This window comes from Shewanella oncorhynchi (assembly GCF_012584455.1).
GTDB classification, from domain to species: Bacteria; Pseudomonadota; Gammaproteobacteria; order Enterobacterales; family Shewanellaceae; genus Shewanella; species Shewanella oncorhynchi.
In genome coordinates this window covers 165559-188107 of sequence record NZ_JABAEB010000007.1, presented here as the reverse complement: position 1 = coordinate 188107, position 22549 = coordinate 165559, and the positions used below count along the sequence as shown (strand labels likewise).

The following is a 22549-nucleotide window of genomic DNA, read 5'->3' as shown; positions in this document are numbered from 1 at the left end:
GGGGTCAAAGAGAGCATAGATGCCATTTTTAGCACAAGTAGAGCAAAGTTTATTGAAGAATGGGTTAGCGTTAGATGGCCTGCAAACCTATCTAAACACCATACATCAGCACAAAATCGATTATTCCGATCTCTATTTTCAAGGTAGTCGTCACGAATCTTGGGTGCTGGAAGACGGCATCATCAAAGACGGTAGTTTCCATATTGAACGCGGTGTGGGCGTGCGGGCCATCAGCGGTGAGAAAACGGGTTTTGCCTATGCCGACGACATCACTCCTGCCGCCTTAAGCGCTGCAGTACAGGCTGCCCGTGGCATTGCTAGTGCGGGTGAGCAGACTCAAGTGCAAGCCTTTAAACGTCAAAAAGCATTGGCGTTATACGACAGCTTAGATCCGATTGCGGCGATGGAAGAAGTCAAAAAAATCAACCTGCTGAAAGAAGCCGATGCTTTTATTCGCAGTCTAGATAGCCGGATTATTCAAGTGGTGGTTAGCCTTGCTGGTGTGCACGAAGAAATCCTCGTTGCTGCGAGTGATGGCACTCTTGCGGCCGATATCCGTCCTCTGGTGCGTTTTAACTGTAGCGTGATTTTGGAAGAAAACGGTAAACGTGAACGTGGCGGCGCCGGTGGTGGTGGTCGTCATGACTACGGTGTTTTAATGGTAAGCGATGACACTGGTTTACCTATGTGTTTCGCCTTTGCCCGCGAAGCCGTGCGTCAAGCGCAGGTCAATCTAAATGCCATCGATGCACCAGCGGGTGAAATGCCTGTGGTGTTAGGTAATGGCTGGCCCGGTGTATTGCTCCACGAAGCGGTTGGACATGGTTTAGAAGGCGACTTTAACCGTAAGGGTAGCAGTGCTTTTAGTGGCAAGGTTGGCCAGCAAGTTGCGTCTAAGTTAGTGACTGTGGTCGACGATGGCACCTTGCCTAATCGTCGTGGTTCACTGAGTATCGACGATGAAGGTGTACAAACCCAAAGAACGGTATTGATTGAAGACGGTATTTTAAAGGGTTACATCCAAGACAAACTCAATGCTCGCTTAATGGGTGTTGCGCCAACGGGTAACGGTCGCCGCGAATCCTACGCGCATTTGCCTATGCCACGTATGACCAATACTTATATGACGGCCGGTGAGTCAGATCCCAGTGAGATTATTAAGTCAGTGAAGAAGGGTATTTACGCCCCTAACTTTGGCGGTGGTCAAGTTGATATCACTTCGGGTAAGTTTGTGTTCTCAGCATCCGAAGCATATTTAATTGAAAATGGTGAAGTTACTCAAGCCATTAAAGGCGCCACCTTAATCGGTAATGGCCCTGAGGCTATGAGCCAGATTTCTATGGTCGGTAACGATATGGCTTTAGATCAAGGTGTGGGCGTTTGTGGTAAAGACGGTCAAAGTGTGCCTGTGGGTGTGGGTCAACCGACCCTAAAACTCGATAAGCTCACCGTGGGCGGAACAGCATAAAACCTAGAACCTTACGTCTATAGGTTCTAGTCGCTACCCACCATGAATGTTATCATTCGCAAAGGAAATTAGAGTAACTACTCTAGAGGTGTTAATGAAACTATCAAGTGTAGTCTGGCTTTGCCTATTATCATTGCCTTCGGCTGGCTATGCTCAGCCGATTAGCTTTACTGATGCTTGGCAGCAAGTGCTGAAGGTGAGCGACAAATTGCAAGCGCAATCGCAGGAAGTTAACCGCGCTAAGGGTGAACAAGAGGCGGGCGAGAGCTTAAATTTGCCCTCATTAGACATTCGCGGTAACTATATTCATTTGGATAAACCGATTGAGTTTGATCTGAAAGAATTAAATTCTGTGATTTCTATCCCGCCATCGCTTGGGGGCATTATTGCGGGTATTCCGCCGCTGCCCTTAAGTGAACAAGATATTTTTAGCGCCAGCTTACAGGCAATGTGGCCGATTTATACGGGCGGACAGATCACTGCGGCTCAAGGTATACACGCGGCTATGGTGGCCGAGAAGCAACAAGAATTACAATTGGCAACTCGTGATTTATTTACCCTGCTGGTGGATAGATATTACGCTGTCGATGTGACGTTGGCATTGGTGAATACTCAGACTGATCTGGTTGGCTCGTTAGCTAAGCATGTTGATCATGCTTTAGCACTAGAGCGCGAAGGGCAAATTGCTAAGGTCGAGCGCCTCAATGCTCAGGTCGCTCTAGACAATGCTAAAGTCAATTTAGGCAGTGCTCGTCGGCAACACGAAATGGCAGTGATTGCGCTGGCACGTATGCTACAGCAAAGTCAGGTGAGCACAAATTCTCCCTTATTTGTACTGCCACAGGCTCCTTCATTCGCTCAACTCAGCCAAATTACCCTGAGCCAACATCCGGCGCTCAAATTGCTCGAAGCGAAAGAAACGCAAGCGAACGGTTTAATAGCGTTGGAAAAAGGTAAATACCATCCAACGGTTTTCCTCTTCGGTAACTACACCTTGTATGAAGAAGACACACTCTTGACGAGCATCACACCTGACTGGATGGTTGGGGTTGGGGTCAATGTGCCACTGATCAGCCGCGATGGTCGTAGCGGTAAAGTCGAAGCGGCGAAAAGTGCACTCTTACAAGCTCGTTATACCAAGGCACAAACTAAACAAGACTTGAGCCTGCTGGTGGATCAAAGCTATCGCCAATTATTACAGGCCGAGGAAGAAGTGACGGCGCTCGATACTTCGCTCGAACTTGCTATTGAAAACCTGCGTCTTAGGGAAATCGCCTTTAATCAAGGGCTTTCAACTTCTATCGACAGAGTCGATGCGGAGCTGAAACTAAGCGCGGTGAAAACTCAGCAATTGGCTGCCCGTTATCGTTATGTGCAAGCCTATGCCAGATTAATGGCCATTAGTGGTCAACTAGATGAATTTATCGGTCGTACCACAGCCCCTACCCAAGTGCAGGAGACAAACAATGCGCGCTAACAGAATACTTGCCCTTGTGGCGTTGGTCGCATTAGGCCTTATCTTAGCCTATGGACTCAAGCTCGCTTATAGCCCGCAGCCGAGTTTGTTGCAGGGCCAGATTGAAGCCCGTGAGTACAATGTTTCGTCCAAGGTGCCAGGCCGAGTCGAGCAAGTGCTCGTGCGCCGCGGTGATAGTGTGGCCCAAGGGGATTTATTATTCGCGATCCGCAGTCCTGAGCTAGATGCAAAGTTAATGCAGGCCGAAGGTGGCCGTGATGCCGCTAAGGCGATGCAGCTTGAAGCCAACAACGGTGCTCGCAGTCAAGAAGTGATGGCAGCCAAGGAGCAATGGCTCAAGGCACAGGCGGCAGCAACACTCGCTAAAACCACTTATACCCGAGTCGAAAATTTATTTAACGAAGGTGTGGCGGCAAGACAAAAACGCGATGAAGCCTTTACCCAATGGCAAGCGGCAAAATACACAGAACAAGCGGCCTTAGCCATGTACCAAATGGCCGAGGAAGGTGCGCGGACGGAAACCAAAGTGGCTGCGGCAGGTAATGCCCGTAAGGCTGAAGGTGCAGTGAAAGAAGTTAGCGCCATTATGGAAGATAGCCAAATGCGCGCACCTAAATCAGGTGAGATCAGCGACGTGCTGTTACAGGCGGGTGAATTGGCACCCAGTGGTTTTCCGATTGTCAGTTTGATTGATATGCAGGATGCTTGGGCCGTGTTCCAAGTGCGAGAAGACCAACTTAAACGTTTCAAAAAAGGTCAAAAAATTCAATTAACGATTCCGGCACTCGGGCAGGATGTGGATTTTACTGTGTCCCATATCAGTGTGATGGGTGAGTTTGCCACTTGGCGTTCGACTGAAAGTGGCCATGATTTTGATATGCGAACCTTTGAAGTGGAATTGCGTCCAAACCAGCCGATTACCGATCTGCGTGTCGGCATGTCTGTGCTGCTGCGCAGTGAGTAAAAGTCGTGACTGAACGTACGCCTCACGCCAACGCGGCGGACAAGATTAAGGACGAATTACAGCCATCGAGTATAAGCTTTATGGCGTTGCTCACTGCGTTAGTTCGCCGTGAGCTGCGTGCCCTATGGCATGACCCTTGGCAGTTAGCGCTGATAAGTTATATTCCACTACTGGGGATTTTATGCTTATGGTGGTTATTCAGTGCAGGTCTGCCAAGGCAACTGCCCGTGGCGATTGTCGACCAAGATCATAGTCAATTGAGCCGCATGTTGACCCGTCAGCTTAAGGCAAACCCGGTTACCGATCCGCAAAGTTTTACCGACTTATCCTCGGCGATAAGCGCGATGCAACAGGCGAAAGTCTACGCTATTGTGGTTTTTCCCTATGATATGAAAAAGGATTTACTTACAGGTCATAAGCCTACAATTGATGTGCGCTACAACAGTCAATTTTTGCTGGTGGGTAAGTTACTCTCAAGCCAAATTCAGCTGAGTTTAGGCGACGGATTACAGCAAGTGGCGGGTTTAAAGCAGCTCGCAAATGGTACACCGAAATCCCAAGTCGCAGTGAATTTAAGCCCAGTCAAAAGCCAAACAACAGCCCTGTTTAACCGAAATAACAACTACATAGGTTTCTTAGTACCGCCAGTGCTGATTGCGCTGTGGCAGTTGTTATCTATGTTAGTGATGGCAAACAGTTTAAATCGAGAGCTGCATTTAGTGCCTACCACTCAGGCCGATGGTATGTCGAATATCTTAACTAAACATTTTTGGCCTAAGGTGTGGGCGAAAATGGTGCTGTTTACGCCGATATTGATGCTGCAGGGCGGCTTTATTTTAGCTTGGCTGTATTTGTATCTTGCTCTGCCGATGGCGGGGAGTTTAGCCCTATTATTGCTCGCGCAATTAGTCATGTTATTGGCAGTCTGGAGCTTAGTGTTATTAATATTTGTAGTGATGCGTGACAGTGCGCGGGTCATCAGCTTTTGTACTGCTTTATTTGCGCCAGCGTTTGCTTTTATGGGCATTACTTTCCCGACTCACGAAATGCCGCAATTAGCCCAGTGGTGGCGACTTATCATGCCATCGAGCCATTATATTGAGTCCCATGTTAGTATCGTGAGTTATGGCGCCACTTGGCCAAGTGTGGCGAGCCAAATCACCAGTTATTGGGGCTTTATCTGTCTGATACCTTTGATATATTTCCTGTCGCGTAAATTACTGCCTACCACAGTTAACACCAATGCTTCAGTGACGGTTTATGACTCGGACGCAGCTATATCTGCGAAGGGGCAATAGGATGAATTTATCCAATAGCGAACACGCAAACACACCACGTCAGCTCAGTCTGTGGCGACTGATCCTCACTGAGTTTAAGGCTATTATTAGCGATAAAGCGATCGCAGTGACCTTATTTGGCGGTGTACTGTTTTATTCGGTTTTGTATCCTTTGCCCTATTTGAATCAAGTGCCGACCGAGCAACAACTGATCGTGGTGGACTTAGACCATTCTTCCCTAAGTCGTCAATTGATCCGTCATGCCGATGCCAGCGCAAAAATTCAAGTCATAGGTCAAGTCGGTTCGATTACCGAGGCGAAGCGTTTTATTGAGACGCGTAAGGCCCACGGCTTACTCGTGATCCCAGAAGGATTCCGTCGCGATTTATTGCTCGGTAAAGGTGTGACGCTAAGTTATGGCGGTGATGCTAGTTACTTTTTGATTTATTCCGCGGTTGTTGAAGGCTTAGTTAGCGCTGGAATGGATGCGGGTAAACAAGTGCAATTGATTGGCATGCTTGCTCAAGGACAAAATCCTAAGCAGGCCCAAGAGAGTTTAAACTCGCTTCATCTTAACAGTGTGCCTGCCTTTAACCAGAGCCTAGGTTATACGCCCTATGTGGTACCTGGACTGTTCTTGCTGATTTTGCACCAAACCTTACTCATAGGTACTGGCATTTTAGGGGCTGGGCAATGGCGGCATAAAGGGTATTGGCAGCAGGTGTCACCGGTGCAATTAGTCTGTGGTCGTATTCTTGCTTTCATGTTGATTTATATCTTCTTTACCAGCTTTTATGTGGGCTATTGTTATCATTGGTATAACGTGAGTATTCAAGCGAGCCTTGGTTTAGTTGCGCTGTGGTTATTGCCGTTTTTACTGGCTACCGCCGCCGCAGGTGTTGCCATGAGTACCTTATTCACTCGCCGCGATTTACCCACCCAAGTGCTACTGCTTATCTCTATGCCTATTCTATTCGTGTCAGGTTTTGTGTGGCCGATAGCACTGATCCCAGAACCTTTAGTACTCGGCTCACAGTTTATTCCTGCCGTACCCGCGATTATGGGCATGCTAGAACTCAATCAAATGGGCGCAAGTTGGGCGAGTGTGATGCCCAAGTGGCTACAACTCTGGGGCTTATTTGCGGTCTTTTTCGGCCTAGCGATGTTGGGGATTAAGCGAAGAACGAAGTTGTTGCTGACTGGTACCCATTAGTTTTTAGCGATACCTTAGATTTATATTTATTGGCGAGTGTTAATCGTTTACTGAGGACGTAATGACGTTTTACCCACCCCCTCATAAAAGTTGCTGTTCATATTATCCAAATCTTGCTCAATCCACTGCATTTAACCCTGTTGTTATTTAACCCACCGTAAAAACTGGGCATCTGAAAGCGCACTCGCTACAATCGCCGCAATTGTGATTATAGGAGTCGACATGAGTACATCTTTACTTAACGTACCAACGGGTTTGCAGGCACGAGTGATTAGCTTGGTTGAGCAAAACTGGTTTGGTCATTTTATTTTGGCATTGATTTTAATCAACGCGGTGCAGTTAGGTATGGAGACCTCAGCCAGCCTGATGGCGCAATACGGTACTTTGTTGATGAGTCTTGATAAGGTGCTGCTGAGTGTATTTGTCGTGGAGTTATTGCTGCGGATTTATGCCTATAGGGGAAAATTTTTTAAAGACCCTTGGAGTGTGTTTGATTTTACCGTGATAGTGATTGCACTGATCCCTGCATCTGGGCCTCTGGCTGTACTGCGTTCGCTACGGGTGTTGCGGGTGCTGAGAGTGTTAACAATTGTGCCATCAATGAAACGGGTCGTGTCAGCTCTGTTGGGATCACTTCCAGGATTGGCATCGATCGCCACGGTATTACTGTTGATTTATTATGTGTTTGCGGTGATAGCCACCAAAATCTTTGGTGGTACGTTTCCGGAATGGTTTGGCACCATTGCTGATTCGTTTTATACCTTATTTCAAATAATGACGCTTGAAAGCTGGTCCATGGGAATTTCGCGGCCAGTGATGGAAGTTTACCCTTATGCTTGGGTATTTTTCGTGCCATTTATTCTGGTGGCTACTTTCACTATGCTAAATTTGTTTATTGCGATTATCGTCAATACCATGCAAACCTTCAGTGACGAAGAGCATGCATTAGAGCGTGAGCAGGACAAACAAGTCTTGGAGCAGGAACAAAGACAAATGCACGAGGAGTTGAAAGCCATCAGACTCGAGCTACAACAATTACAAACCTTGCTGCGGAGTGCTGCTGGTGATTCTTCTAATGTATCGACAAAGGGAGATCTTGGTTCTGATTAAAGCAGATTGAGGATCGTGAGCTGATACCAAGTCTTGTACTTGGATTCTGTCGTTTTTCACTAAGCCATCACAGATTGCGGATCACTTAATATTTTTATTGGGTTGTCTTCTTATTGGTTTTGGGGGAGAATGCGCGCCGAAAAAATAACCGAGATACTCAGTATCTCGGTTATTTTTTATTTATGACGTATGTGTTTTAAAACAATTGAGGCCGGTAAACATCCGGAAATGATATGAGGTTCAGTTGAACCTATTTTACTGAGGAAAGACCAATGGGGCTGTTGTGTACCGGATTGTCGGTAGTTGTTGTAAATCAAGTTGTTGCGTTAGCCATTAAACCGAGAGTGCAGACGGTTAGCCGCAAGCAAAAACTAATTGCAGATGCGTGCTTAGGTGTTCAACCCTGTACAATGGGGGTGTGCTGATGAGCCAACAAAATCCGGGTTTGAAGCAGACCCTCAACTTATGGCAAGTGGTGGTGATGGGGCTTGCCTATCTCACGCCGATGGCCGTTTTTGACACCTTTGGTATTGTTTCCGAGATCACCTCTGGCCATGTGGCTACGTCTTATCTATTCGCATTGGCAGGGATTTTATTTACCGTGTTTAGTTACGGTCATTTGGTACGTAAATATCCCTATGCGGGTTCAGCCTACACTTATGCTCAAAAAACCTTTAGCCCGAATGTTGGTTTTATGGTGGGTTGGTCATCGCTGCTGGACTATATGTTTATGCCAATGATCAATATGTTGCTCGCAAAAATCTATTTAACCGCCATGTTTCCCAGCGTCGAACCTTGGATCTTTATTTTCGCTCTTGTGACCATAATGACCTTGCTTAATCTCAAGGGGATTGATCTAGTCGCGAACTTTAATGGGGTGATAGTGTTTGCACAGATCGCCATTATTGTGGTGTTCATTGGTCTAATGGCCTATAGCATTTCCCTCGGTGAAGGCGAAGGTGTCGTCGCGAGTGTGCGACCATTTTATGCCGATAATATGGCGATGGCACCATTATTCACTGGGGCGACGATTCTGTGTTTCTCCTTCCTCGGCTTTGACGGGTTAAGTTCACTGACTGAAGAAACTAAAGATGCTCAACGTGTTATTCCTCGCGCGATTGTGTTGACGGCTTTACTCGGTGGCGTGATTTTTGTTGGCGTGTCTTATTTTTTGCAGCTCTATTTCCCCGATATTTCCCGCTTTCAACAGCTTGATGCGGTATTGCCTGAAATTGCACTCTACGTTGGCGGTAATCTATTCCAGTCCATCGTATTAGTGGCGACCACTGTTGCCGTATTGGCATCCGGTATGGCTGCCCATGCTGGGGTTGCACGGATTTTATATGTGATGGGGCGGGATAATATGTTGCCACGTAAAGGGTTTGCTTATATCCATCCTAGATGGCGAACCCCTGCATTTAATGTCTTGTTGGTGGGGGCGCTTGCGCTATCTGCCGTCTCATTTGATTTAGAAATGGCGCTAGCCTTAGTGAATTTTGGTGCTTTAGTGGCGTTCACCTTCGTGAACTTAGCCGTGATTGTGCAGTTTTACCTAAGGGATCGACGTAATAAATCTTTTAGAGACCACCTGCAATACTTAGTATTGCCCCTGTGTGGTGCCGGCACTATTGGCGTGCTTTGGGTGAACTTAGAGCCACAATCACTAGAGTTAGGGCTTATATGGGCGGCAGTGGGAGCATTGTATTTGGCTTTACGGAGTTTCCGTTTACGCCGTGCAGTAGAGCTATAAAATTAAGAGCTATAAAATTAGTGAGAGTCATGGCTCATAGATGCACAGCTATAACTAAAGATGTGTAGTAGATCTAAGGGCCGTGGGTTGTCATCCTCTAATAAAATCCTCCAATAAAAAGACCCGCATTCGCGGGTCTTTTTAGTTTGCTTAATCACGTTTTAAAGCGATGGCACTGTGAAACCTAAGTTATCAGTGACCACATTTTTAGGGGTCGTGACTTTCACCGATACGCTGGTGTTGGCCGATGCCGTAAATTTCAGTGGTGAACCTAGACTGCCTTTCGCATACACAGTATTGGGAACCTCGAAGGTTTTAGGCGTTCCAGCACAATCCACGCAAAGTTCGATACTTGTCTGAGCTGGCATGATTTGATTCGCACTGTCGTGGACAAATACTACAAACTCAGAACTAGCACCAACGGCCACAGGCTTGATGTCATTCACACTCGGCAATAACACACCGTCTTGCATCACACTGATATAAGCCTGTGAGCCTGACATGCTCATTACTAAGGCTTTGCGGATATAGGTTTTATTGGCTTGGCCTTTGCCGCAGAGTGCGCTTTCGCATTGTGGACCGTTAAATTTACCATCGGCAAAACTATATTCTTTTGCTTGAGTATTCCAAAATGGTTCGGCTGAATTCCTAATGCCATCTTCATTGTCATCCCTAAACGCATCACCTAGATCACTAAAACCACTAGGAAGATAGGCTTCGATGTCCATACCATTGCCTGTGCATTTTTTCACAACGCCTGAATTCGTTAAACAAGCCAAGTCAGGCACAGGCGTGCCATTGATGTCTTTACTAACATCAGCATCATCAAAGATGTTATTGCCATTGGTATCGAAGAAGGTTTCGTGACCTAAGGCATAAGCGAGAATCGTGATGCGGTGATCGGGTACTCGTGCAGTTTGTGAAGTCCAAACAACGCTACATGTCCCATTTTTAGTTAAACATGATGTTGGGATCTGGCCACCTTCTGTCGTGAAGTTGACAGCAGTATCATCGGGCGCTGGATTACCAAAACTATCGGAGGCTCGTATGGTGATCGTTGCAGTTTCACCATTAAAGTCACCTGCTTCTGGATTGAATACTGTCGTTGATAGACTAAATCCAAGCTGTTGCGGCAAGCCAGTATTGACGGTCAGTTGCTCTGATTGGCTAGTGATAACTTCTTTAGTATCAGTATCAACTGCAGTAGCGACTACGCGCACTGGCGTGGGGACTGTACCGGATAATACGCGCACACTGGCGATACCTTGGGAGTTAGTCAGGCTTTGCGCATTCGCAGTGCCATTGGTAAAACTTAAACCACCGACAACCGTATCTAAGGTAAAGCTGACATTCTGTTGCGCTGCGGGTTGGCCATTGGCGCTGGTGACTTTGAAGCTGACTAAAGAGGATTCGCTTGAACCTGTGCCGCCCGCACCTTTGATGCGAATTTGTGCAGGCTCTGCCGACTCAAAACTTAAGCTGGCAAGCGTTTGGCGTTGCAGTGTGAATAGGAAATTCGCCGTGAGCGTTTGATTCCCCGCCACTGTCGTGGCGATGATTTGGTCGCTACGTCCACTGTTACCACTGCAACTTGTGTCTTGGAAGGTCGAGCTTGCATTACCCGATAAAGTCGTAACTGGGGTATCGAGTGTGGCGTTATTGTTTGTGGTGCAATCTGAGCTAAAGCTGATGGAAGAGGGTGTTTGCACTCGCGTAACCGTGCCGTCATTGGCCTCTAATACTAAACTTGCACTTACACCAAAACTACCGCCTGCGCTGATTTTATATGCGCCATCGGCATCGGCGGTTAAGGTGCTAGCCAGTTTACCTTCGGTAAAGTCAGCGCCATTGAATGAGCCGAGTTTCAGCGTGCCTTCTTGATTGACGGCATCTTTACTCAAGACTTCATACAAACTGCTGGTTTGCAGCGATTGACCTTGATAGTCCACAGTGACTGTTAAGGCATTTGCCCCTAATTCAGTTGCACTTGGCGTATAGGGCACCTGCGCAATACCTTGAGTGTTGGTCAACGCACTGGTTGGATTGAGCGCCGCTGAACCAGCAGTAAAGGTGACTTTAGCGCCTTCGATACCTTTGCTTTCGCTATCGAGCAATATGGCTTGTAATTGCACCGACTCATCGACTTTAAAGCGAGTGACTAAGGCTGAGCTGTTTAAAATACTGGCGCTGAGTTTGGGTGCAGCAGGAGAAGTACCATCGCTAGCACTTAAAAACTCAAAATTGCGGGTAGCTGTTAGCGCCGTTGTGGAATCATTTGGGGTTGTCGTTGCAGTAATTATCCCTGCATTGACAAGTAAATCAGGATTACTAACGATAATAATGGCTTCACCGTTATTGTCTGTTAGTTTGCTATTAGGTGTTAATACACCAAGGTCTGTCGTAAAGTCTACTTTCTGATTGCTCACTGTAGCTGAGCCTTTCTTTAACTTCGCGACTGCGCAAAAGCCTGTGTTTTTAGGGAAACTTTGGAGTGAAGTAACACTGCCGCATTCAGAACCCGATAAGGTTTTAAAGTCGATAGACAGTTTATAGATACCGTCAGTGGCATCTGTGCCACCGTTATCTTCGTCCGCAGGGCCGTTACAGGCCCCGAGTCCAAATAGTCCAATAAAAAGCAAAGCTAGGCTACATAACGTTTTGCTAAGTCGCATAAGCAACATCCTTGTGGGGCTGAAGTTAATTAGTCTTGGATTTCGCTGCGTAGATATTTAAACAGCTCTTTAGATGATTTTGATTCAGGGCCTTTGGCCAGTTCTTTGGTGGCTTGACGCACCAAAGTACGCAGTTTTTGTCTGTCTAATTGCGGATAATGCTCGACGACAGTTTGAATCTCATCATCACCTTGGGTGAGTAAGCGTTCACGCATTTTTTCGAACATCTGCAACTTCGCGGTCTCGTTGTTGTTTTTATTCAACACGATAGCGAGTGAAGCCTTGATAGGCTCAATATCAAAATTACGCATCAATTTGCCGATATACTGCATGTGACGACGATACGCCTCAGTATTGACCTTGATTTTACGTGTTTGCAGGATAGCGTCGTACAAAAACTCATCCAGCTCGATTTTATCTAGCTGAGTCTTGCTCAGTGAAACAAGCTCCATACCGACTTTTTGCACGGCTTCGCTATCACGCTTGTCCGTTGTTTTGCTGCTGACATAATCTTCATCTATGTCGTAGGGCTGTTTAAAATGTTCTGAATCACCAACAATCTTCATATAGATAAAACCTCAAGTAAATAACTGGCTAATAATAACATCTCCAGCCAAAAATCGCCTAGGTGAATGTGCCTTAGCCCATAGTCCGGCACTAATAATTAATGTGAATGGGTTTTGTGTTTGTTATGCTACGGCAATTGCCGACAACGAAAGAGTAGCTTTGTGTCTTTGAACAGAATCGATAGTGAATTAGGCGCGCTGAAAGATGCGGTGGCCGTGGCGCTGGAATATGCCAACAAATTAGGAACGAACGCTGCCGAAGTGGCGATCAGTAAACAACAAGGTTTGTCGGTTTCTACCCGTTTAAAAGAAGTTGAAACCGTTGAATTTAATAAAGATGGTGCCTTAGGGATTACGGTTTACCGCGATGGTTGCAAGGGCAGTTCATCGACGTCGGATTTAAGTCCAGAGGCCATTGCCCTCGCGGTGAAAGCGGCCGACGATATCGCCCGTTATACTTCTCCCGATCCATTCAGTGGCCTTGCCGATAAAGCCTTGATGGCAAATCAGATCCGCGATCTTCAACTGTATTATCCACAAGATATTTCCCCCGATGAGTTAGCGCAACTGGCAATCCGCGCCGAAACTGCGGCGCTCGATGCCGATCCACGTATCAATAATTCCGACGGCGCCAGTGCCAATGCTCACACCGCGGTTAAAGTGTATGGCAACAGCCACGGTTTCTTAAACGGTTATTGCAGCTCGCGTTATAGCTTGAGTTGCAGCGTGATTGGTGAAGATAGCGAAGGCAATATGCAACGGGATTACGATTACACTATCGCCCGTAAATTCAGCGAGATGCTTGCACCTGAAACGGTAGGTTTAAAGACCGCCGAGAAGACAGTAAGCCGCCTCGGTGCGCGCAAGATCGCGACGACGCGTTTACCCATTTTATTAGCGCCAGATATCGCCACAGGGTTAATCGGCCACTTTATCGGAGCGATCAGCGGTGGCAGTTTATACCGTAAATCCAGTTTCTTATTGGATTCGATCAACACCCAAATCTTCCCCGATTGGTTCAATATCGAAGAGCAGCCGCATTTACTGGGCGCACTGGCGAGCGCGAACTATGACAGTGAAGGCGTGGCGACCCAAGACAGACGCATTATTGACCGCGGCATGTTAGAAACCTATTTGCTGACCAGTTACTCGGCGCGCAAGTTAGGCTTAACCAACACGGGCCATGCGGGCGGTATTTATAACTGGACGCTTGGCCACACAGGCCAAACCTTCGACGAATTGGTGAAAGACATGGGCACAGGTTTGATTGTGACCGAAGTCATGGGCCAAGGCGTGAACATGGTAACGGGCGATTATTCCCGTGGTGCGGCGGGTTTCTACGTTGAAAACGGTGAGATCCAATATCCAGTGGAAGAGATCACTATCGCGGGTAACTTAAAAGAGATGTTCCGTGGCGTGCAAGCCGTGAGTAAGGATTTTGATTTGCGCTCATCGATTCGTACCGGCGGTATCTTGTTATCTGAAATGAAGATTGCGGGTAACTAATCCATAGTGTCACTCGTTCAGCCGTGCTGCATAGTGCGCTTAAGTCGTCTCAGTGCTTTAGTGCTAGTATTTTAGTCTTGGTAGCATGAATGTGGTTTGAGCATAAAAAAGGGCAAGCGATTAATCACTTAATCTGCTTGCCCTTTTTGTTTAACGTTCGGATTAGATCTGTTCGACCTAAAAAGCCGTGCAGTTAAAAACCATGTGGTTAAAAACGATGTTGTTAAAAACAGTGCCTTTAAAATCAGTCGTTAAAATGCATAGCTTGCGCTGAGTTCGAACGAGCGACCTGCACCGGCAATTTGGTTAAGGCCATTGGTATTATCGGCCTTAAATTCCGCTACACTTACGCCGCCCAGTGGCAGCTCATAGTAGCTGTCGAACAGGTTATTCACGGCGAAGGTGACAGTCAGATCCTGCCATTTCATACTGCTGTTCAAATTGAGCAAGGAGTAACTGTCGGTTTCATTTTCAAGGCGGCGGTCATCTACGCGATCTTTGGTCGCAACCCATTGCCATGAAAGACTGTTTTCCCATTGACCTAACTGATGTTGCAGTGCCAGCTCAGTTTGCAACGGCTTGATTTGATATAAAGGTTCATCACCTTCATCTCGCTCGCCACGGGTTACATTCACTTTGCCTAACACTTGCCATTTACCTGTGCTGGTTTCGGCAAACTGGTAGAGCGCATTAAAACGTGCGCCATAGAGATTGGCATCTAAGTTAGTGAATTGGAGAATATTGCGTTTGCCATCAGGCGAACTGGTGCGATTGAAGCTACCAATGACTTCGGCATCGACATAGTCAGTCACAGCTGTGTACCAAGCTGTGGTCGAGACTTGCCAGCTATCATCGTTATATTTGTAGGCTGCGCTCAGGGTATGGGCGGTTTCTGGTTTAAGATCCGGATTACCTACGTAACCATTACCATCACCATACCAACCTATCATAGTGGTCGCCATAGTGCCGCGGCCCCAGCTGTAACGTTCGTACAGATTAGGTGCACGATTCTTGCGGGCTAAACCAAACTCAAGTTGTTGATTGGTCGATAATTGATAGCGTGCCAGTAAGGTGGCATCGATCAGATTATCATCACGTTTTCTGTCCATCGCATTAAAGGCTTTTGCCGCTTCTGCGTCGACATTGGGCATGCCCATCATAGGCATGTTGCTATAGGCTTGGACTTCACCTGTATTGGTGGTGACATACTCAAAGCGAACGCCCGCCGATAACCACCAGCTTTGACTTAAATCTTGCTGCCATTCGCCATAAACGGCGGCGCGGCGGCGTTCACCATCGTTGATGTTGATGTAGTCATTGGGCGCCATCATAGTGCCAGGCACCGCAGGCCAAACATCGTCGAGCTGGTAGCTATAGTATTCTTGGCCGACCAGTAAGGTGCTGTCATCACCCATTGGCAAACGCCAGTGTAGTTGATAGCTGTAGTCATCACCTTCAGTGTTCATTGGCATCTTGCCGGTTTTTTCTGGGGTGAAAAAGCCCATCTCGTGTTTCACGCCGTGCCAGTTTACTTGGGCACTGAATTCACCGTCATCGTCGAGTTTGAGTTGATAACGGGCGAGGGCACCGTAACTCTTGTTATCCGTCATATCCATATATTGGTTAGCAAAACCTTGGAATGGAATATTTTGGTGGGTCAATTTGATGGCAACTTCTTGAGTCTCATCGCGCCATGCGGCTGTCAGTGCATGGTTTTGTGCGCGGTATAGAGTATCTATGACTTTATCGCCATTGCCATCTTTATAGCTGTTGGCATCTTCATAGGCGCCTTGATAGCTAAGGCTGACATTTTTGCTGGCAACTGTGGCATTGGTGCCGAGTAGCAAGGTGTCGCTCACACTGCGATATCCCGTTGAGATATCACCGCTATTCCACTTGATGCTATCGCTTTCACCAAATTTAGGGTTAAGGCTGCTAACCTTAATCACGCCCGCAATATTGTCGCCACCGGCACTGACTGGCGATACGCCCGCAATCACTTCGGCTGCGGTGACTTGATTGGCGGAAATATAGGACAGCGGTGGATTCATTTGGTTTGCACAGGAGGCAGTAATGTCCGCACCATCGACCAGCACTTTGATGCGATCGCCCATCATGCCATTGAGGATAGGTAGGGCCGATACGCCGCCCGCTTCGGAGAAATCGACTCCTTGCCCTTTCAGTAGATTTTCAGCCGAACCTAAGGCGTTACGGTTTTCGGTCTGTTGGCCATGGACCTCTAAGCGTTCAATATTGGCTAATTCGCTGTCGTCAGCCATGGCCTGTGGCGCTAGTGATAAACCCATGGCGATTGCGAGGGATGAGGAAATTACTGAAGTTTTAAACGGGTGAGATAAATACGCAGAATTTGCAGCCATCTTATTGTCTTCCATTCACTTGGATTAATTGCGCTGCATTATAAAGAGCATCTCAGTGTGGCAGGTGCGGCATATTGTCGCAGAGGGTAACAAAGCGAGTTAAAACATCAGAATATGGCTTGAGCAGAAGACAAGTTTTCCACTTTTTAATCAGTTAGGCATGATTCTCTTAGCTCTTTATTGGTACCTCAATTGATAAGAGGTCCAATAGAACTCTGCGTTAGCGGTACTTTTTGTGATTTAAGCTAGCCAAAATACTTGCTATACAAGCGCTGAGTTTCACCTTGGGAATCCATGGCGGCGAGTGCTTTGGCAAATTCAAAGACTTTAGAATCTGGTGTTAACACTGTGGGACTGTTATCTGGGCTGATGGGGATATCGGCGCGATAGTTGGGGTTGTGTTTACCGCGGTAGTGGCGGCTTTTTTTCGAGAAACCGAGGTACATTTCCTGCGGTAATTCGCTGTAGTGATAGTGGAGTTTAAACTGGCTTTGGTCACGATTTTTGAGGTAATAATACAAAGTGGTTTGATCATAAATAAAAAAGTCACCTTGGTTTGAAAGTAAATAATCCAAGGCTTTAGGGACGGTTAGCTCAGGCGGTTTGCGTACCTTAATTTTGTCGGGTAAGCCGCCAAAGTCATAACTGCCGGGGGCGATTAAGAGGGTCATCTCATTATGGGCTAACTGTTCAATGGAGCGAATATCGGCGGCGCCAGCACGGCTAATGCCAATCGCACGTTGTGAAAGTCCATTGGGGATAAAATGCGCGTATTGAGCCCGCTCTTCGGTGAAATTAAGGCCGGGATAAAAATCGATATTGCCGAGTTTGAGATCCCGCAGAATACGTAATTTAGGTGCGCGTACCACATTGAGTTTGCAGCCAATCTTGTTCGCCGCCGCTTGGTAGAGTTCGTGATAAAATCCCGTGTTATTGGACTCGTCTCCGATAAAGGGTAAGCGTTCGCTGGTGCGATACCCCATAGTCATCACGCAGGAGTCTGAACTGGAAAAAGCACTGGCAAGCGGGGCTTGAAGTGTTATCAGTAAGAGCAGTGCGCCGAGCCAAGGTTGAGCGACTAACACGGATGCCAAATTGATCTCCTTATCTGTCGATTACAAAGTGTAACCTGAGTGCCAATAAAGGTTATGGCAAAATCCACTCACTAAACCTATTAATAAAATCTTATTGATTATTAAGCTAATATATTATTTTTATTTAAATAATCTATCATACTTTCCTACTAGTCAAAGTCATTTTTTATGTTGGAGTGCACAAACTCTGTACATCTGATTTGATTGCGTTATAGTTTGCGCTGTTAGGCTATGGGCTTAACTTTCATTAAGCAGTGAGGCATAAAATGACTAAGCAAAAACCGCAAAATATGCCCTTAGAACACGAAAGTGGTCGAGGCACCATTACCGACAACGCACTAAAAGCGTTAGTGACGAGTCCCTTGTTTAGGACCCGCACCGAGAAAGCGAAAAAGGGCAAAGGGTCATACGACCGTAAAGCACAAAACCGAAAGGGGCATCAGCACAAGGGCGATGCCCCTTTTGACTTTCTAGGTCTGCGCTTTTGTTAATCTGCTTTTTACTGTTTTAGTTCGCTGCTTTAGTCTGCTGTGTTAGTGCCTCGTTAATCCTGCCAATTCATGCTCCTCCACCTGCCTTTACGCCAATCTTTACGCTTAAATCAGCCTTATTATTGATACTCCTTGTTGGAGGTTAATTGTACTTTCGCCCTGAGCGAGTATGGTGAACGCTTAGAGCGTTTTAGCGAAGGAGATGCACATGGCACAGCAATATCGAGTTGAACACGACACTATGGGTGAGGTGAAAGTCCCCGCCGATTGTTATTGGGGCGCACAAACCGAGCGTTCGCGGCAGCACTTTCGTATTGGTGCTGAGGCATCTATGCCTGTCGAAGTGATCCACGCTTTTGGCTATTTAAAGAAAGCCGCAGCCATTACCAATCAACAGCTTGGCGTCTTGCTCCAAGATAAAGCTCAACTGATTTCCCAAGTGTGCGATGAGCTGATTGCAGGCGAACTCGATGCGCAATTTCCTTTAGTGATTTGGCAAACGGGCTCGGGCACGCAAACCAATATGAACGTCAATGAGGTGATTGCCTATCGCGGCCATGTGCTCTCGGGTGGGCAACTTATCGATGCGGTTAAATGCTTGCACCCCAATGATGATGTTAACTGCTCGCAATCCTCCAACGATACCTTTCCCACCGCCATGCACATTGCCGCCTATCGCCAAGCCGTTGAGCTCGTTTTGCCCTGCATGAGGTTATTGCAGCAGAGTTTACAGAAGAAGGTCGAGGAGTTTGCGCAAATCGTTAAAATCGGTCGCACGCATTTTATGGATGCAACACCGTTAACCTTAGGCCAAGAGTTTTCGGGTTACGCCGCGCAGTTAAGTCATGCCATCGAAGGCATTGAGCACAGTCTCAAGCGTGTAGCCGAGTTAGCTTTAGGTGCGACCGCCGTGGGCACTGGGCTGAATACACACAAGGATTACGCCGTTAAGGTGGCGGACAATATCGCAAAACTCACGGGCTTGCCCTTTGTGACGGCGCCGAATAAGTTTGCTGCCCTTGCTGCCCACGATGAATTAGTCTCCCTGTCGGCGGCCTATAAAGTGGCGGCGGTTAGTTTAATGAAGATCGCAAATGATATTAGGATGTTAGGTTCTGGCCCGCGCTGTGGCATTGGTGAGTTATTACTGCCTGAAAATGAACCCGGTTCGTCGATCATGCCGGGAAAAGTGAACCCGACTCAGGTCGAGGCTATGACTATGGTGTGCGCGCAAATCATGGGTAATGATGTTGCCGTTGGGATTGGCGGCAGCAATGGTCAGTTTGAGCTCAATGTGTTTAAGCCGATGATTATTGCCAATGTGCTGCAATCGGGGCGCTTATTGGGGGATGCTTGCCAATCGTTTAATGATCATTGCGTGGTCGGCATAGTGGCGAACGAGCCACAAATCGCGCTGCATGTGGAGAACTCACTCATGTTAGTGACGGCGCTTAATCAACATATCGGTTATGAAAAGGCCGCTAAGATAGCCAAAAAAGCCCATAGCGAGCATAAGACACTGCGCCAAGCGGCATTAGAACTTGAGTTTGTCACGGCAGAAGAATTCGAGCTTTGGGTCGATGCCAATAAGATGTTGGGACCCGATGCTTAATGCTTAATTCATAACGTCTCATCCTAGCTGCTGATAAATCAGCGAAATTGAGGCTGGCAATGAATCAAGATAGTGATCCAAGATAATGAAAAGAAACAGTGTGATGAGATAGTGAGGCCAAACAGTGGAGTAAGGATGGTGAAGCATTCGCAGTGTTAATGTTTACGGTGCATCGAATGATAAAAAACAAAAAGCGAACCAGAGGTTCGCTTTTTGAGTCATAGCCTGTCCTCTATCAGAACAGCTTAGTCTTGGGAGTCAGCATCTACCACTTCAGCCCACAGATCGTGTTCATCTGAATGGGTGATGCGGGCACGAACCAACATACCGGGTTCCAGCTCAGTTTCACCATTGATAAACACCATGCCGTCGATTTCAGGTGCATCGGCGAAGCTGCGGCCAATGGCGCCTTCTTCGTCGACATCGTCAATCAGAATATCTAAAGTACGGCCAACGAAACGGGCTAAACGCTCGGCGCTGATCTCGGCTTGGAGTTCCATAAATCTGTGGTATCTGTCTTCTTTAACTTCTTCGCTGATAAGCTCGGCGATAGTGTTGGCGACAGCGCCATCGACTTCAGAATACTTAAAGCAACCTACGCGATCAAGACATGCTTCTTTTAAGAAATCGAGCAGGATTTGGAAATCCTCTTCGGTTTCACCAGGGAAGCCGACGATGAAGGTTGAGCGGATCACTAGATCGGGACAAATTTCACGCCAGCGTTGAATCGCTTCTAACTGACGGTCAACACGGCCTGGACGCTTCATCATCTTGAGAATGCGCGGGCTAGCATGCTGCATTGGAATATCTAAATACGGCAGGATTAAACCTTCCGCCATTAGCGGGATCAAATCGTCAACCCATGGGTAGGGATAGATGTAATGCAGACGCACCCAAGCGCCCATTTTACCCAGTTGGCGCGCTAGGCTAGTAATGTCTTGCTTGACTGGCATACCGTTCCAAAAATCGGTACGACCGCCTTTGTCTTTGCCGTAGGCCGAGGTGTCTTGGCTCACAACTAAAATTTCTTGTACGCCTGATTCCACTAAACGCTTAGCTTCATCTAAGATGCTGCCCGCTGGGCGGCTGTCGAGATCGCCACGTAGCGAAGGGATGATGCAGAAAGTACAACGGTTGTCGCAACCTTCTGAAATCTTTAAATAAGCGTAATGCTTAGGCGTTAACTTAACCCCAGTTTGTGGGATTAACGAGGTGAAAGGGTTGTGCTCTGGCTTAGGCACGTACTTGTGAACATGCTTTAACACGGCTTCGTAGCTGTGTGGGCCAGTGATTTCTAACACATCTGGGTGCACTTCACGGATTTGGTTTTCTTTGGCGCCAAGGCAGCCAGTGACGATCACTTTGCCGTTTTCTTCTAAGGCTTCACGCACAGCATCTAGAGACTCTTCCACCGCAGCATCGATAAAGCCGCAGGTATTGACGATAACTAAGTCGGCATTGTCGTAGCTGTTAGTGACTTCGTAGCCGTCGATGCGTAACTGAGTCAGAATACGCTCTGAATCCACGAGGTTTTTTGGGCAGCCCAAAGACACGAAACCGATGCGATTCCCAGTGGTAACAGTATTAGTGCTTGCTGCTTCTAATGTTTTTACTGGGATATCAAGCGTGGTCGTTTGCTTGGGTTTAAAAGTTTCAACTGTCATGGTTTCTCGCTGAGGTATAAGCCGCCTTAAAAAAGATGGCGGATTATACCTGAAGTGATTAAAAGGTACAGTAGCTTTGGCTGAAAAGTGTACAACTGGGGCGCTGAATATGCCAGTTAACCCTAAGGCCTATTTTGGGTGTGGATATAGGAAGATAGGCCAAAGATCCAAGGTCGAACTTATCTGGATAAAAAGCGCTAAAAAATTTTCAGAAAAATTAACCCTTTTTAAAATTGGCCACGTTTATAGGGGCAAGAGACAATTTCTTGATGCTGTTACATATTGGCACAAGTATTGGCACTTTTTACTGATAGCCTAAGCGCTAAATAAGCGACACAGTCGTTTTAGCCGTCTCGTTTTGAATATGCGTTCTATTTGAAGTGGTTTAGGTATAAGCACATTATTTTGGAGTAAGTTATGAAAAATTCTCTTTTAGCGGTATTGGTGGCGGGTGGTCTTTTTTCTAGCGCGTTTATGGCGCCAGCGGTACTCGCCGCTGAGGTCGATTTCCCGCATATTGAAACCATGGGTGTGAGCCAAATCCAAGTCGAGCCCGATATGGCGGATGTGAATGTGGAAGTGGCCGTGACCGAAAAAACCGCTAAAGCCGCCAAAGATAATTCCGATGCCGCCGTGGCTAAGTTTATCGCCCGTCTCACCGCAGCGGGTGTGACTAAAGATCAGATCCAGAGCGCGAATTTAAATCTTCAACCGCAATACGTCTATGTGCAGGATAAAGCGCCAGAGCTGACGGGTTATACTGCCAGTCGCCAAATTACTGTGACGGTAACAGACTTAAGCCGCTTGAACGCTATTTTAGATTCAGCCTTAGAAGAGGGCATGAATCGGGTGAATAACATCGCCCTTAAGTCGAGTAAAGAAGCTGAATACGTCGCTAAGGCACGTCAAGCTGCGATTGTGGATGCCAAACAAAAAGCCGAATCTTTGGCTAAAGGCTTTGGTGAAAATCTCGGTAAGATCTGGCAGATCCGTTATTACGATCAACGCCCTGTGCAACCTGTCATGTTACGCATGAGCGCTAAAGCCGATGCCATGGGCGCCGCCGAGAGTTATCAATATGGTCAAGTGAGCATAGAAGATAGAGTTGAAGTGATTTATAAACTGAAGTAAATCAGTCAGAGGCATATGGTGATGGATGAAGCTCCTATTGGGATTCATCCATTTTTTTATGCCGTTTACAATCGTTTTATATTTTTGGAAATAGCATTCTTCACTCTATATGTGATGGATTTTATTAGGATGATGAACAGTAAAAACTGGCAAATTTAAGTATTTATCCTCACACT

Annotated in this window: 16 protein-coding genes; 11 read left to right on the top strand and 5 right to left on the bottom strand. The window is 47.0% G+C overall.

Going from position 1 to position 22549, the window contains the following annotated elements:
* Positions 1-19: 19 nt before the first annotated feature.
* The 7 genes from tldD (at position 20) to HGO26_RS13130 (ending at position 9259) form a co-directional block, all read left to right on the top strand.
* Positions 20-1468, top strand: coding sequence for a metalloprotease TldD (tldD, locus tag HGO26_RS13160; protein WP_168825667.1), 1449 nt, complete (start codon positions 20-22; stop codon positions 1466-1468).
* A gap of 94 nt (positions 1469-1562) precedes the next feature.
* Positions 1563-2945 (top strand): TolC family protein, encoded by a 1383-nt coding sequence (locus HGO26_RS13155; RefSeq protein ID WP_168825665.1) that lies wholly within the window; start codon positions 1563-1565, stop codon positions 2943-2945.
* Positions 2935-3909 carry an HlyD family secretion protein gene (locus tag HGO26_RS13150; RefSeq protein ID WP_168825663.1) on the top strand — a complete coding sequence of 325 codons (975 nt, stop codon included), beginning with the start codon at positions 2935-2937 and terminating at the stop codon, positions 3907-3909. The genes HGO26_RS13155 and HGO26_RS13150 overlap by 11 nt, the downstream gene beginning before the upstream one ends.
* 80 nt (positions 3910-3989) lie before the next feature.
* Positions 3990-5207: an ABC transporter permease gene (locus HGO26_RS13145; protein ID WP_168825801.1), complete on the top strand. Its 1218-nt coding sequence runs from the start codon at positions 3990-3992 to the stop codon at positions 5205-5207.
* A 1-nt stretch (position 5208) separates the two neighbouring features.
* On the top strand, positions 5209-6399 hold the full coding sequence (locus HGO26_RS13140) for an ABC transporter permease (RefSeq protein WP_168825661.1): 1191 nt from the start codon (positions 5209-5211) through the stop codon (positions 6397-6399).
* Between the two features lie 222 nt (positions 6400-6621).
* Positions 6622-7509: an ion transporter gene (locus tag HGO26_RS13135; RefSeq protein ID WP_168825659.1), complete on the top strand. Its 888-nt coding sequence runs from the start codon at positions 6622-6624 to the stop codon at positions 7507-7509.
* Positions 7510-7933: 424 nt separating this feature from the next.
* The gene (locus tag HGO26_RS13130) at positions 7934-9259 is read left to right on the top strand and encodes an APC family permease (protein WP_168825657.1); all 1326 of its coding nucleotides are present in this window, start codon (positions 7934-7936) and stop codon (positions 9257-9259) included.
* A 161-nt stretch (positions 9260-9420) separates the two neighbouring features.
* Here HGO26_RS13130 and HGO26_RS13125 read toward each other — a convergent pair whose 3' ends face one another.
* Positions 9421-11931, bottom strand: a complete 2511-nt coding sequence (locus HGO26_RS13125) for an Ig-like domain-containing protein (RefSeq protein ID WP_168825655.1) — start codon at positions 11929-11931, stop codon at positions 9421-9423.
* Positions 11932-11960: 29 nt separating this feature from the next.
* Complete coding sequence (gene yjgA, locus HGO26_RS13120) at positions 11961-12497, bottom strand: ribosome biogenesis factor YjgA (protein ID WP_105251298.1); 537 nt, start codon at positions 12495-12497, stop codon at positions 11961-11963.
* A 162-nt stretch (positions 12498-12659) separates the two neighbouring features.
* On the opposite strand from yjgA, the gene pmbA reads away from it, so the two are divergent.
* Complete coding sequence (gene pmbA / locus HGO26_RS13115; RefSeq protein ID WP_105251299.1) at positions 12660-14003, top strand: metalloprotease PmbA; 1344 nt, start codon at positions 12660-12662, stop codon at positions 14001-14003.
* A 251-nt stretch (positions 14004-14254) separates the two neighbouring features.
* On the opposite strand, the gene HGO26_RS13110 is transcribed toward pmbA, so the two are convergent.
* Positions 14255-16381 carry a TonB-dependent receptor gene (locus HGO26_RS13110; RefSeq protein ID WP_211085912.1) on the bottom strand — a complete coding sequence of 709 codons (2127 nt, stop codon included), beginning with the start codon at positions 16379-16381 and terminating at the stop codon, positions 14255-14257.
* Positions 16382-16626: 245 nt separating this feature from the next.
* Positions 16627-17475, bottom strand: coding sequence for a substrate-binding periplasmic protein (locus HGO26_RS13105; RefSeq protein WP_113940065.1), 849 nt, complete (start codon positions 17473-17475; stop codon positions 16627-16629).
* A gap of 266 nt (positions 17476-17741) precedes the next feature.
* On the opposite strand from HGO26_RS13105, the gene HGO26_RS13100 reads away from it, so the two are divergent.
* Both HGO26_RS13100 and fumC read left to right on the top strand, forming a co-directional pair.
* Complete coding sequence (locus HGO26_RS13100; RefSeq protein ID WP_131523432.1) at positions 17742-17966, top strand: ribosome alternative rescue factor ArfA; 225 nt, start codon at positions 17742-17744, stop codon at positions 17964-17966.
* A 208-nt stretch (positions 17967-18174) separates the two neighbouring features.
* Positions 18175-19578, top strand: a complete 1404-nt coding sequence (gene fumC, locus HGO26_RS13095; RefSeq protein WP_168825651.1) for a class II fumarate hydratase — start codon at positions 18175-18177, stop codon at positions 19576-19578.
* A 245-nt stretch (positions 19579-19823) separates the two neighbouring features.
* Here the strand turns inward: fumC and rimO are convergent, their stop codons facing one another.
* Positions 19824-21242, bottom strand: a complete 1419-nt coding sequence (gene rimO, locus HGO26_RS13090) for a 30S ribosomal protein S12 methylthiotransferase RimO (RefSeq protein WP_168825649.1) — start codon at positions 21240-21242, stop codon at positions 19824-19826.
* 417 nt (positions 21243-21659) lie between these two features.
* Between rimO and HGO26_RS13085 the strand changes: the two genes are divergently transcribed.
* Positions 21660-22373 (top strand): oxidative stress defense protein, encoded by a 714-nt coding sequence (locus tag HGO26_RS13085; RefSeq protein ID WP_006083233.1) that lies wholly within the window; start codon positions 21660-21662, stop codon positions 22371-22373.
* The last annotated feature ends 176 nt before the right edge of the window (positions 22374-22549 follow it).

What these genes read in the sequence shown, in the direction of transcription:
- tldD (WP_168825667.1), top strand. Translation starts at nt 20, where the DNA reads ATGCCATTTTTAGCACAAGTAGAGCAAAGTTTATTGAAGAATGGGTTA.
- HGO26_RS13155 (WP_168825665.1), top strand. Translation starts at nt 1,563, where the DNA reads ATGAAACTATCAAGTGTAGTCTGGCTTTGCCTATTATCATTGCCTTCG.
- HGO26_RS13150 (WP_168825663.1), top strand. Translation starts at nt 2,935, where the DNA reads ATGCGCGCTAACAGAATACTTGCCCTTGTGGCGTTGGTCGCATTAGGC.
- HGO26_RS13145 (WP_168825801.1), top strand. Translation starts at nt 3,990, where the DNA reads ATGGCGTTGCTCACTGCGTTAGTTCGCCGTGAGCTGCGTGCCCTATGG.
- HGO26_RS13140 (WP_168825661.1), top strand. Translation starts at nt 5,209, where the DNA reads ATGAATTTATCCAATAGCGAACACGCAAACACACCACGTCAGCTCAGT.
- HGO26_RS13135 (WP_168825659.1), top strand. Translation starts at nt 6,622, where the DNA reads ATGAGTACATCTTTACTTAACGTACCAACGGGTTTGCAGGCACGAGTG.
- HGO26_RS13130 (WP_168825657.1), top strand. Translation starts at nt 7,934, where the DNA reads ATGAGCCAACAAAATCCGGGTTTGAAGCAGACCCTCAACTTATGGCAA.
- HGO26_RS13125 (WP_168825655.1), bottom strand. Translation starts at nt 11,931, where the DNA reads ATGCGACTTAGCAAAACGTTATGTAGCCTAGCTTTGCTTTTTATTGGA.
- yjgA (WP_105251298.1), bottom strand. Translation starts at nt 12,497, where the DNA reads ATGAAGATTGTTGGTGATTCAGAACATTTTAAACAGCCCTACGACATA.
- HGO26_RS13110 (WP_211085912.1), bottom strand. Translation starts at nt 16,381, where the DNA reads ATGGCTGCAAATTCTGCGTATTTATCTCACCCGTTTAAAACTTCAGTA.
- HGO26_RS13100 (WP_131523432.1), top strand. Translation starts at nt 17,742, where the DNA reads ATGACTAAGCAAAAACCGCAAAATATGCCCTTAGAACACGAAAGTGGT.
- fumC (WP_168825651.1), top strand. Translation starts at nt 18,175, where the DNA reads ATGGCACAGCAATATCGAGTTGAACACGACACTATGGGTGAGGTGAAA.
- rimO (WP_168825649.1), bottom strand. Translation starts at nt 21,242, where the DNA reads ATGACAGTTGAAACTTTTAAACCCAAGCAAACGACCACGCTTGATATC.
- HGO26_RS13085 (WP_006083233.1), top strand. Translation starts at nt 21,660, where the DNA reads ATGAAAAATTCTCTTTTAGCGGTATTGGTGGCGGGTGGTCTTTTTTCT.